12 protein-coding genes and 1 pseudogene are annotated in these 11,484 nt (G+C 70.6%); 4 read left to right on the top strand and 9 right to left on the bottom strand.

Annotated elements, in window-relative coordinates:
- Positions 1–60: 60 nt before the first annotated feature.
- The 3 genes and pseudogenes from ACQCO7_RS32715 to ACQCO7_RS32705 all read right to left on the bottom strand — a co-directional run.
- Positions 61–825, bottom strand: coding sequence for a DUF3710 domain-containing protein (locus tag ACQCO7_RS32715; RefSeq protein ID WP_464075169.1), 765 nt, complete (start codon positions 823–825; stop codon positions 61–63).
- A 1-nt stretch (position 826) separates the two neighbouring features.
- Entirely contained in the window at positions 827–1,378 is a 552-nt protein-coding gene (dut, locus tag ACQCO7_RS32710) for a dUTP diphosphatase (RefSeq protein WP_464075168.1), read from the bottom strand.
- Positions 1,379–1,466: 88 nt separating this feature from the next.
- Positions 1,467–1,589 (bottom strand): annotated as a pseudogene (locus tag ACQCO7_RS32705) (PaaI family thioesterase); the annotation flags it as partial.
- Positions 1,590–1,717: 128 nt separating this feature from the next.
- Here ACQCO7_RS32705 and ACQCO7_RS32700 point away from each other — a divergent pair.
- Positions 1,718–2,182 carry a DUF3093 domain-containing protein gene (locus tag ACQCO7_RS32700; RefSeq protein WP_010353038.1) on the top strand — a complete coding sequence of 155 codons (465 nt, stop codon included), beginning with the start codon at positions 1,718–1,720 and terminating at the stop codon, positions 2,180–2,182.
- A 4-nt stretch (positions 2,183–2,186) separates the two neighbouring features.
- On the opposite strand, the gene ACQCO7_RS32695 is transcribed toward ACQCO7_RS32700, so the two are convergent.
- The 4 genes from ACQCO7_RS32695 to ACQCO7_RS32680 all read right to left on the bottom strand — a co-directional run bounded on the left by ACQCO7_RS32695 (position 2,187) and on the right by ACQCO7_RS32680 (position 5,751).
- Positions 2,187–3,122 carry a hypothetical protein gene (locus ACQCO7_RS32695; RefSeq protein WP_464075167.1) on the bottom strand — a complete coding sequence of 312 codons (936 nt, stop codon included), beginning with the start codon at positions 3,120–3,122 and terminating at the stop codon, positions 2,187–2,189.
- Between the two features lie 13 nt (positions 3,123–3,135).
- Complete coding sequence (locus ACQCO7_RS32690; RefSeq protein ID WP_003993510.1) at positions 3,136–3,432, bottom strand: DUF4193 domain-containing protein; 297 nt, start codon at positions 3,430–3,432, stop codon at positions 3,136–3,138.
- A 396-nt stretch (positions 3,433–3,828) separates the two neighbouring features.
- Positions 3,829–5,091 (bottom strand): sensor histidine kinase, encoded by a 1,263-nt coding sequence (locus ACQCO7_RS32685; RefSeq protein WP_464075166.1) that lies wholly within the window; start codon positions 5,089–5,091, stop codon positions 3,829–3,831.
- 6 nt (positions 5,092–5,097) lie between these two features.
- Entirely contained in the window at positions 5,098–5,751 is a 654-nt protein-coding gene (locus ACQCO7_RS32680) for a response regulator transcription factor (RefSeq protein ID WP_010353034.1), read from the bottom strand.
- A gap of 452 nt (positions 5,752–6,203) precedes the next feature.
- Here ACQCO7_RS32680 and ACQCO7_RS32675 point away from each other — a divergent pair, with 452 nt between their 5' ends.
- Positions 6,204–6,368, top strand: coding sequence for a hypothetical protein (locus tag ACQCO7_RS32675; protein WP_010353033.1), 165 nt, complete (start codon positions 6,204–6,206; stop codon positions 6,366–6,368).
- A 108-nt stretch (positions 6,369–6,476) separates the two neighbouring features.
- On the opposite strand, the gene ACQCO7_RS32670 is transcribed toward ACQCO7_RS32675, so the two are convergent.
- Positions 6,477–7,295 carry an inositol monophosphatase family protein gene (locus ACQCO7_RS32670; RefSeq protein ID WP_464075165.1) on the bottom strand — a complete coding sequence of 273 codons (819 nt, stop codon included), beginning with the start codon at positions 7,293–7,295 and terminating at the stop codon, positions 6,477–6,479.
- A gap of 8 nt (positions 7,296–7,303) precedes the next feature.
- Positions 7,304–8,431: a ferrochelatase gene (locus ACQCO7_RS32665; protein ID WP_464075164.1), complete on the bottom strand. Its 1,128-nt coding sequence runs from the start codon at positions 8,429–8,431 to the stop codon at positions 7,304–7,306.
- Between the two features lie 218 nt (positions 8,432–8,649).
- Here ACQCO7_RS32665 and ACQCO7_RS32660 point away from each other — a divergent pair, with 218 nt between their 5' ends.
- Together ACQCO7_RS32660 and ACQCO7_RS32655 are read left to right on the top strand one after the other, a co-directional pair.
- Positions 8,650–9,888 (top strand): MFS transporter, encoded by a 1,239-nt coding sequence (locus ACQCO7_RS32660; RefSeq protein ID WP_464075163.1) that lies wholly within the window; start codon positions 8,650–8,652, stop codon positions 9,886–9,888.
- The gene (locus ACQCO7_RS32655) at positions 9,848–11,167 is read left to right on the top strand and encodes a D-arabinono-1,4-lactone oxidase (protein ID WP_464075162.1); all 1,320 of its coding nucleotides are present in this window, start codon (positions 9,848–9,850) and stop codon (positions 11,165–11,167) included. Before ACQCO7_RS32660 ends, ACQCO7_RS32655 begins: the two co-directional genes overlap by 41 nt.
- The last annotated feature ends 317 nt before the right edge of the window (positions 11,168–11,484 follow it).

Raw genomic sequence — 11,484 nt, 5'->3', positions numbered from 1 at the left:
ATGCAAAAGGGCCGGACCCCCGAGGGGAACCCGGCCCTTTTGCGATCTCGCAAAAAACTCTCAGCGCACCTCGGTGATCTCCGGCCCGCGCTGCAACTGCCCCATGCCCCCGGAGAACCGCGAGCCCTCCTCCTGCTGCTGGACCCCTTCGGGAACCATCTGGGCGTCGTTCGGCAGCTTGAGGACGATCGGGTCGCGGGGAGCCATCGGCCCCTCGCCGCGCACGACGACCGTGTCCCGGAAGATCTGCTCCAGGAGCCCGGCGGCCTGCGGCTGCACGGCCCCCTGCCCGGAGATCACCCCGCGCAGGAACCACCGCGGCCCGTCCACGCCGACGAACCGCACGACGTGGAACCCGCTCTGCCCGTCCGGCAGCTGCACCGGCACCTGTGCGCGCAGCTCCCAGCCCAGCGGACCCTCGACCTCGTCGATGATGCCGCCCTGCTGGGTGATGCCGGAGGCGATCTCCTCGCGCACCTCGCCCCAGATGCCCTCGCGCTTGGGCGCGGCGAAGGCCTGGAGCTGAACGGCGCTGTCGCGCAGCACGACGGTCGCCGCGACGATCGCGTCACCGGCGACCTCGACCCGCAGCTCCATGCCGTCGACGCCGGGCACGAAGAGCCCGCCGAGGTCGACGCGGCCCTCGGCGGGGTCGCTCACCTCGGTGTCGTCCCAGGGCCCGTCGGGCCGGGGCTCGGGTTCGAGCCGTACGCGCTCGCGCGGGCCGTCCGTCTCGTCCGCCTCAGTGTCGACGCTGTCGACGACCTGCTCGGCCTCGCCGGCCGCGCCCTCGGCGGCATCCTTCTTCTTGCGACGTCCGAACACGTCACTGTCCTTCCCGGTCGGATACGACCGAAGCGTATCGATTCCCACCCGTTGTGCCGCCTGTGGCGGCGTCACCGCTCGTGCTGTCCGTCGTCCCCACCGCGGCGTGGCCGCCGGTGGACCCGAAGCCCCCCTCGCCCCGAGCCGAACCGGGAAGTTCCGCGACCTCCTGGAAGCGGACCCTCTCGACCTGCTGGACGACCAGTTGGGCAATCCGGTCGAAGCGCTCGAACCGCACCGCCTCGCGCGGATCGAGATTCACCACGATCACCTTGATCTCCCCACGGTACCCGGCATCAACCGTCCCCGGGGCATTCACGAGGGCGACTCCGCACCGGGCGGCCAGCCCGGACCGGGGGTGCACGAAGGCCGCGTACCCCTCGGGGAGGGCGATGGCGACCCCGGTGGGCAGTACGGCCCGCTCGCCGGGCTTCAGCTCGCAGTCCTCGGTGGTCCGCAGGTCGGCTCCCGCGTCGCCGGGCTGTTCGTACGCCGGAAGCGGTACGTCGGGGTCGACGCGCCGGATCCGGACGTTCAGGGGTTCACGGCTCACGGGTTCACCTCGAAGGCGCGTACGCGCGGACGGCGACGGTGCGCAGCGGCCGGTCCGGCGAGCTGGGCAGTTCGCGGGAGCGGCCCTCACCGCTCCCGAAACACTGTTCGTAGTGGGTGACCGGAAGCCCGCCGGGCGCGGGGGCGTCGGGGTGCCGCACCGGTTCCAGGGCGCCGGCCGGAGGCTGAAGAGCTGCGGAAGTACCACTCACAGCCGCAGACCTTACCCGCCCGTCCCTCACCCTCGGCCACCCTGTGCTCACCGCTCTTACCCACCGGTCACCTCCGCGCGCCCCGCCCCGGACCCGGCACGGTCGCTCACCCGTGCCAAGCTTGGCCCATGCAGCTCTCCACCCCCCCGTACGAAGAACGCCTCACCGCCCCCCGCTCGTGGTGGTTCCTGTCGTTCCTCGTGGGCGTCTCGATGGCCCTGATCCTGCTGCCGTTCGGCACGCTGCCGCTGCTCGGGGGCCTGGTCGGCGGTACGGCGGCGGCGGCCGTCGTGGCCAGCGCGTACGGGTCGCCGCGCATCCGCGTGGTGGGCGGTCTCCTGATCGCGGGGGACGCGAAGATCCCGGTCACGGCGCTCGGCGAGGCGGAGGTCCTGGACCAGGAGGAGGCGCGCGCCTGGCGGACGTACAAGGCGGACACGCGCGCGTACCTGCTGCTGCGGGCGTACATCCCGGGCGCGCTGCGCGTCCTCGTCACGGACCCCGAGGACCCGACGCCGTACCTGTACCTGTCGACCCGGGAGCCGGAGCGCCTGGCGCAGGCCCTCAAGGAGGCCCGGGAGGCCACCGTCTAGGGCGTCAGCGCCCCAGCTCTCCGCGGCCTCTGCGTACGGCCCGTTCGTCGATCACGAGCGGGTCGTTCGGCTTCTCCAGCGGCGGGAGCGCGGGGAGGGCGTCCCACGGGATCTGGTGCTGTCTGAGGTCCGCGCGGAGTTTCGCGGCGAGTTTTCTGGTGTCCCTGCGGTTCATGACGGCCCCGACGGCCGCGCCGACCATCAAGGGAACCAGGTTCGGCAGGTTGCGCACCATGCGCTTCATGATCTGCTGGCGCAGTTCGCGCTTCATCTGGCTGCCGAGCGCGGAGTTCACGGAGGACGGCTTGAGGACCTCGATGCCGCGTTCGCCGGACCAGGAGCGCAGGTAGGCGGTGCTGCGGTCCTTGATGCTGCCGGGCGGGCGCAGGCCGTACACCTCGTGGAGTTCGGCGATCAGTTTCAGTTCGACCGCTGCGACGCCGGTGATCTCCGCCGCGAGTTCCGCGGGCATCGCGGGCGGGACGGGGAGCATGGCCGCGGCGCCGACGCTCGCGCCGACGGTCGCGGACGCGTTCGCCGCGCCCGCCACGAGCTTGTCGGCGAGCTCCTCGGGCCCGAGGCCGGGGAACTGGCCGCGGAGCGTCTGGAGGTCGCGTACGGGGATTCTGGGGGCGTTCTCGATGACCCGGTCCGCGAGGTACGCCAGGCCCGCCTTGGCCCGGCCGCGGCCCTTGTGGACGCTGTCCCGGGCCAGGGTGCGGGCCCTGTCCCTGATCACCGCGGCCGACCGCCTGGCGACGGCCGCGGTGCTGTTGTCCGGCGCCGGGAGGTCAACCCCGCCTGCCGCCGGTTCGAGCGAGGTCGATCCTGCGTCGGATGAACCTCGCTCGTCGTCACGCACACCGAGAGGGTCGTACGACCCTTGGTCCGCTCTCCTCAGGGGGAGGCGGCGCTTCCGAGGAGGGGTCGAGCCAGTCACGGCCGACCCTCCCTCAGTCGCAGTCGCGGCAGATCGGCTGACCGTTCTTCTCGCGGGCCAGCTGGCTGCGGTGGTGCACCAGGAAGCAGCTCATGCAGGTGAACTCGTCCTGCTGCTTGGGCAGCACCCGGACGGCCAACTCCTCGTTGGAGAGGTCGGCGCCGGGCAGTTCCAGGCCCTCGGCGGCCTCGAACTCGTCGACGTCTACAGCGGATGCCGACTTGTCGTTCCGCCGGGCCTTCAGCTCTTCCAGGCTGTCGGAATCGACGTCGTCGTCGGTCTTGCGTGGGGTGTCGTAATCGGTTGCCATGGTCGCTCTCCCCCTCTGGGTGAATGCGGTGTCCTCAGCGCTCGTAACGCGTGAGAGGCCGGACTTGTGCCCGCCTTGAGCGGGAGATTTTGCCTCACATCAAGGTCTGTTACTCAATCGACACCCAACCGGGCTCCTCACGGGTGATCGGGTTGGATGGCGATCGGGACCGTACACGGTCCGAATGTCGCACTTCAAAGGCGCCCCACCGTGTACTTCCCGTCATCAGGACCCCCGAAAACCCGGATTTTCCGGGCTTTAGGACGGTCCCCATGATCACGGTGAGTAGATGGCCGGAAATTCGTCCTTGTGATCGATCACACACGTGAGCACGGGGAAGAAGCCCCGAAAATTCCGCGCAAAGCGAACACCCTCGCGTGTGTCGGGCCCATGATCTCAGAGAGGCAGGGTGACACGCATCACCAGTCCCCCTCCCTCCCTCGGCTGGGCCGTGATGTGCCCGCCGTGCGCCCGCGCCACCGACCTCACGATCGACAGCCCGAGCCCCACCCCCTTGTCGCTGCCCGTACGCTCCGTACGCAGCCGCCGGAACGGCTCGAAGAGGTTGTCGATCTCGTACGCCGGGACCACCGGACCGGTGTTCGACACCACCAGCACCGCCTGCCCGTGCTGAACCTCGGTGGTGACCTCCACCCAGCCGTCCTCGGGCACGTTGTAGCGCACCGCGTTCTGCACCAGGTTCAGCGCGATCCGCTCCAGCAGCACGCCGTTGCCCTGGACGACGGCCTTCTGCCGCTCGCCCCGGATCACGACGCCCTTGGCCTCGGCCTCGCCGTGCACCTGGTCGATCGCGTGCCCGGCCACCTCCGCGAGGTCCACTGGCTTGCGCTCGACGACCTGGTTGTCGCTGCGCGCGAGCAGGAGCAGGCCCTCCACGAGCTGCTCGCTGCGCTCGTTGGTCGCCAGCAGCGTCTTGCCGAGCTGCTGGAGCTCCACCGGCGCGTTCGGGTCGGAGAGGTGGACCTCCAGGAGCGTCCGGTTGATCGCGAGCGGCGTACGCAGTTCGTGCGACGCGTTCCCGACGAACCGCTGCTGCGCCGTGAACGCCCGCTGCAAGCGCGCCAGCATGTCGTCCAGCGTGTCCGCCAGCTCCTTCAGCTCGTCGTCCGGACCGTCCAGCTCGATACGGCGGGACAGGTCCGAACCGGCGACCGCGCGCGCGGTGCGCGTGATGCGGCCCAGCGGGGTGAGTACCCGGCCCGCCATCGCGTACCCGAAGGCGAACGCGATCACCGCGAGCCCCAGGAGGGCCAGCAGGGAGCGGCTGAGGAGGTTGTCCAGGGAGTCCTGGCGGCGCTGGTCGACGCAGGCGCTGATCGCCGCGTTGAACGTCGACAGGTACACCTCGCCTTCCGCGTTGGTCGCGGCGTTGACGGCCGGACAGGACGAACTCGTCACCCTCATCGAGTTACCGGTGACGATCTTGAACGGCGGCTCGTTGCCCGTGTTGATCGCCTGCGCGGCCAGCAGATAGATGATCGACAGCAGCAGGATGCCGGCGATCAGGAACATGCCGCCGTACAGCAGCGTGAGCCTTATCCGGATCGTCGGACGCAGCCACGGGAACGGCATCTCGGGGCGGCGGGGGTCCCAGGTGGGTTTCGGTGGCGCCTTGGGGGGCGCGGGTGTCGCGGCCACGGTGGATCAGATCCGGTAGCCGGAACCGGGCACGGTGACGATGACGGGCGGCTCACCGAGCTTGCGGCGCAGCGTCATCACGGTGACGCGTACGACGTTGGTGAACGGGTCCGTGTTCTCGTCCCATGCCTTCTCCAGGAGCTGCTCCGCCGACACGACGGCCCCCTCGGAGCGCATCAGCACCTCCAGCACCGCGAACTCCTTCGGCGCCAGCTGCACCTCGCGGCCGTCCCGGAACACCTCGCGGCGGTTCGGGTCGAGCTTGATGCCCGCGCGCTCCAGGACCGGCGGCAGCGGCACGCTCGTACGCCGTCCCAGCGCGCGTACGCGCGCGATGAGCTCGCTGAACGCGAAGGGCTTCGGCAGGTAGTCGTCGGCGCCGATCTCCAGGCCCTCGACGCGGTCGCTGACGTCGCCGGACGCCGTGAGCATCAGCACGCGCGTGGGCATGCCGAGTTCGACGATCTTGCGGCAGACGTCGTCGCCGTGGACGAGCGGGAGGTCACGGTCGAGGACGACCACGTCGTAGTCGTTGACGCCGATACGCTCCAGGGCAGCCGCCCCGTCGTACACGACGTCGACGGCCATGGCCTCCCGGCGCAGTCCGGTGGCCACCGCATCGGCGAGCAGTTGCTCGTCCTCGACGACGAGTACGCGCACGTCGCTTGTCCTTCCTGTGTCCACCCGCGTAGCGCTCCGGTGTCGCCCTGGGGCGCGCGGGCAGGGATCTGCATGGTGTGTGGACCCCATCCTGCCCTTTTCGGCCATAAGTCGGCTGTAAGGCGGGAGCGGGCGGCAGGCGGAGGTCCGGTGAGCGCCGGATGAAATGAAGGTGTGGAGCCCGGGAATGCCAGATTTTCTCGCCGGGTTGAGGTTTCCGTGGAAGGGAGCGAGGGGAGGAAGCGTTACACCCCGCGATCACACTCTGCTTGTGCCGCACCCCCGTGCGGTACGGCCGCTTTCGTTTCGTCTCGCAGAGCGGACGTGGGTGCTCGGCACCGTCGCCGCCCAGCGCGTCCGGTGTGCTGGGCATCTGCCGCAGACGTGATCGCCCCTTCCGACTGGCACACCCCCGTGCCATCGACCCACGACCCAGGACGAGGGGGCGCAGCATGGACGCGTTCACCGCAGGACTCCTCCAGCGCATAAGGGCGACCGAAACGGACCTGAGCCGTGCTCGCGACGAGGGAGACGATTTCCTCGTCGAGGTGGAACAGGCGGAGCTCGACGATCTGCGGCGGCTGGCCGCGGAGCACGGCGTCGAGGTCGGTGCCTGAGCGGCTCCAGGGGCTGATGATGTCGGCCTGACGTGAAGAACCCCCGGTGAATCCAGCGCCGGGGGTTCTTCGCGTTCACGCGGAATGTTCCGGAGGGTGCCGCCCGGGTCAGCCCTGCCAGGCTCCCAGGTCCTCCAGGAGCGCCTGGAGGGGCTCGAAGACCCCGGGCGGGGCCGCGATCGTCAGAGCCGTCGAGAGGGCGTCTCCCGGGCGTCCTCCGGTCAGTGCGCCGGCCTCCCGGGCGATGAGGTCGCCCGCCGCGTAGTCCCAGGGGTTCAGGCCGCGTTCGTAGTAGCCGTCCAGGCGGCCCGCGGCGACGTCGCAGAGGTCGATGGCGGCCGAGCCGCCCCGGCGGATGTCGCGGACCCTGGGGATCAGCGCGGCGGCCACCGCGGCCTGGGAGGTGCGGCGTTCGGTGGTGTAGCCGAAGCCGGTGGAGATCAGGGCCCGCTCCAGGGGCGCCGCCTCACGGACCTTCAGGGGGCGCGGGCCCCGTGCGGCGCCGGTGACCCAGGCGCCCTTGCCACGTACGGCCTGGTAGGTCTCGCCCCGCAGGGGTGCGTGGACGACGCCCACGACCGTCTCGCCGTTATGCTCGGCGGCGATGGAGACGGCCCAACTGGGCAGGCCGTAGAGGTAGTTGACCGTGCCGTCGAGCGGGTCGATGATCCAGCGGACGCCCGAGGTGCCCTCCTCGGAGGCGCCCTCCTCGCCGAGGAAGCCGTCGTCGGGGCGGTGCCCGCCTATCAGGCCGGTGATGAGCTTCTCGGCCGCGATGTCCATCTCGGTGACGACGTCGATGGGGCTCGACTTGGTGTGCGCGACCGCGAGGTCGGTGGGCCGGCCGTCGCGCAGGAGGGTGCCCGCCTGGTCGGCCGCCTCCTGGGCGAGGCGGAGGAGTTCGTCGTACAGCGTCTCGTCGGGCATGGGGCTCCTCACGCGTAGGGGCTGTCGGCGCCCGCGGCGGCGGGCTTGGGGGCGCGGGCGGGGCAGCAGCCGACCGGGCAGAGGTCCGCGGTCGCGCCGAGGGCACCCAGCACGCAGGGGGTGACCTCGCGGCCGGACTCCGTGGCCGCGCGCTCCAGGACGAGGTCGCGGACGGCGGCGGCGAAGCGCGGGTCCGCGCCGACCGTGGCCGAGCGGCGCATGGGCAGGCCCAGCTCCTCCGCCTTGGCCCTGGCCTCGGTGTCGAGGTCGTAGAGGACTTCCATGTGGTCGGAGACGAACCCGATGGGGGCGATGACCACCGAGGGGGCGCCCGCCTCGTGCAGCTCTTCGAGGTGGTCGCAGATGTCGGGCTCCAGCCACGGGATGTGCGGGGCGCCGGAGCGGGACTGGTAGACGAGCTGCCAGGGGTGGTCGACGCCGGTGCGCTCGCGCACGGCGTCGGCGATCAGCCGGGCCGCCTCCAGGTGCTGTTCGACGTACGCGCCGCCGTCGCCGTGGGACTCGACGGGGCCGGAGGTGTCGGCCGAGGCGGTGGGGATGGAGTGCGTCGAGAAGGCGATGCGGGCGCCGCCCCGGACGTCCTCGGGGAGGCCGGCGAGGGACTCCACGATGCCGTCGACCATGGGGTCCAGGAAGCCCGGGTGGTTGAAGTAGTGGCGCAGTTTGTCGACCTTCGGCAGGTCGAGGCCCTCGGCCTGAAGGGTCGCCAGCGAGTCGGCGAGGTTCTCGCGGTACTGGCGGCAGCCCGAGTACGAGGCGTACGCGCTGGTGGCGAGGACGAGGATGCGGCGGCGCCCGTCGGCGACCATCTCGCGCAGGGTGTCCGTCAGGTACGGGGCCCAGTTGCGGTTGCCCCAGTAGACCGGCAGGTCCAGGCCGTGCTCGGCGAAGTCCTTGCGCAGGGCGTCCAGCAGGGCGCGGTTCTGGTCGTTGATCGGGCTGACCCCGCCGAAGAGGAAGTAGTGCTGCCCGACTTCCTTGAGGCGTTCGGTGGGGATGCCTCGCCCACGCGTCACGTTCTCCAGGAACGGGACCACGTCGTCCGGACCTTCGGGGCCGCCGAAGGACAGCAGGAGCAGGGCGTCGTAGGGGGTGGCATCGAGCGCGTCTGACATGGGTCGATCCTGCCACCCGGCACTGACAACCGGGAAACGGCGGGGTGTCCCGCCGGCGCGTTCGCGGCCGGTAAGGGTGATGCGTACGAGGGACCCGCCCCGTAAGCTGTATGGGCCGCGTTGGCACCTTACGACGCTCCGTGCCGCAGAGCCGCCACCACCCGCACCACGCCGAGCCGCCGGCCGGGTGCGGCCACCCCGTACGACCGGAGACCGCTTTGGCCAGCCCCTATCGCGCACTGTTCGCCGCACCCGGCACGAAGGGCTTCGCCGCCGCAGGGTTCGTCGGGCGGATGCCGCTGTCGATGATGGGCATCGGCGTGGTCACGATGATCTCCCAGCTCACCGGCCGCTACGGCCTCGCGGGCGCGCTGTCGGCGACGATCGCTCTGTCGGCCGCGCTGGTCGGGCCGCAGATCTCCCGGCTGGTGGACCAGCACGGCCAGCGCCGGGTACTGCGCCCGGCGACGCTGGTCGCGCTGGTCGCGGCGGCCGGGATGCTGGTGGCGGCGCACTGGTCGTGGCCGGACTGGTCGCTGTTCGTGTTCTCGGCGGGCATCGGGGCGGTGCCGAGCCTCGGGGCGATGGTCCGCTCGCGGTGGGCCGCCCTGTACCGGGGGACTCCGCAGCTGCACACGGCGTACTCGTTCGAGTCGGTGGTCGACGAGGTGTGCTTCATCTTCGGGCCGATCATCTCCATCGGCCTGTCCACCGCGTGGTTCCCGGAGGCGGGGCCGCTGCTGGCGGCGTGCTTCCTCGCGGTGGGTGTCTTCTGGCTGACCGCCCAGCGGGCCACCGAGCCGAAGCCGCACCCCCGCGCGCGTACGGGCGGCGGTTCCGCGCTGCGCTCGGCGGGTCTCCAGGTGCTGGTGGTCACGTTCGTGGCGACGGGGGCGATCTTCGGGGCGGTGGACGTGGTGACCGTCGCGTTCGCGGACGAGCGGGGCCACAAGGCCGCCGCGAGCCTGGTCCTCGCGGTCTACGCGGCCGGATCCTGTCTGGCGGGCATCGTCTTCGGCCTGCTGCGCCTCCCGGGGGCGCCGCAACGGCGCTGGCTGCTGGGCGTGGTGGCGATGGCCGTGAGTATGATCCCCCTCCTACTGGTCGGAAACTTGCCGTTTCTGGCCGTGGCGCTCTTCGTCGCGGGCCTGTCCATCGCTCCCACGATGATCACGACGATGTCCCTCATCGAAGAGCACGTACCACGCGCGCAGCTCACCGAGGGCATGACCTGGATCAGCACCGGTCTCGCGGTCGGAGTCGCGCTCGGTTCCTCGGTGGCCGGCTGGGTGATCGACGCGGCCGGTGCGCGCGCGGGGTACGGGGTTCCGGCGGTGTCCGGGGCCGTCGCGGTCGTGGTCGGTTTCCTGGGGTACCGCCGGCTCAGCAGGCCGGCTACGGGTCGGGGAGGCACCGTTGAGCAGCACAGCGAGCGGGAAGAGCGGCACGTGGCGTAACTGGGGAGGGAACGTCGTCGCACGTCCCGCGCGGGAGGTCGAACCCGCCTCCGTGGAGGAACTGGCCGCCGCCGTACGGCAGGCCGCCGAGGACGGCCTGAAGGTGAAGGCCGTCGGTACGGGGCACTCCTTCACGTCGATCGCCGCGACCGACGGCGTGTTGATCCGCCCTCAACTGTTGACCGGTATCCGCAACATTGATCGCGACAACATGACCGTCACGGTCGAGGCGGGTACTCCGCTCAAGAGACTCAACATGGCTCTCGTGCGCGAGGGCCTGTCGCTCACCAACATGGGCGACATCATGGAGCAGACCGTCTCCGGCGCCGCCTCCACCGGCACGCACGGCACGGGCCGCGAGTCCGCGTCGATCGCCGCGCAGATCAAGGGACTTGAGCTGGTGACGGCGGACGGCTCGGTCCTCGTCTGCTCCGAGAAGGAGAACCCCGAGGTTTTCGCGGCGGCCCGGATAGGCCTGGGCGCGCTGGGGATCGTCACCGCGATCACGTTCGCCGTGGAGCCGGTCTTCCTGCTCACCGCGCGCGAGGAGCCGATGCCGTTCGAGCGGGTCCTCGCCGAGTTCGACGACCTGTGGGCCGAGAACGAGCACTTCGAGTTCTACTGGTTCCCGCACACCGGCAGCACCAACACCAAGCGCAACAACCGCAGCGCGGGCCCGCGCCGGCCGGTGAGCCAGGTCAAGGGCTGGGTCGAGGACGAACTGCTGTCCAACGGCGTCTTCCAGGTCGCCCAGTGGGTCGGCAAGGCGGTGCCCGCGACGATCCCCACGATCGCCCAGGTCTCCAGCAAGGCGCTCTCCGCGCGCACGTACACCGACATCCCGTTCAAGGTGTTCACCTCGCCGCGCCGGGTGCGGTTCGTGGAGATGGAGTACGCCGTCCCGCGCGAGGCCGTCACCGAGGTGCTGCGCGAGCTGCGGACGGCCGTGGAGCGCTCGGGGCTGCGGGTCAGCTTCCCCGTCGAGGTACGCACCGCGCCGGCCGACGACATCACGCTGTCCACGGCGTCCGGCCGCGACAGCGCGTACGTCGCCGTCCACATGGTCCGGGGGGCGGCCTACCAGGCGTACTTCACGATCGCCGAGCGCATCTTCACGGCGCACGAGGGGCGCCCGCACTGGGGGAAGGTGCACACGCGGGACGTGGAGTACTTCAACCGCGTGTACCCGCGGTTCGGGGAGTTCACCGCGCTGCGGGACCGGCTGGACCCGGATCGGCTGTTCCAGAACGACTATCTGCGGAGGGTGCTGGGGCAGTAGCGGACGGGCTCGGCGCGGGCGTCGCCCCCTCGCGCAGTTGCTCGCGGGTGCGCTCCGAGGATCGTGCCGTACACGTCACGCATGCCGGGACCGAACCTTCCTTTCCCCTACTTGATCAACAGTTGATCGACTATCCACGCAAGAAGGTGCTGTCGGGGCGTAACCGATAGTTCCGATTCCGGACGATCCGTGAAGTACGCCACGTTCAAGATCCCGAAAACAGGGGAATCCGCGACCAAGTCGCACCTCTTGCGAGAAGTTGAGGGGCGCGGCAATCCACGCACGTGGCCCAAATGGAGTACTGTTGCGAGCCCTGG

It is taken from the genome of Streptomyces saintjeani (assembly GCF_055409605.1).
Note: the sequence above shows the minus strand (reverse complement) of the source record. Positions and strands in the feature narration are given on the sequence as shown.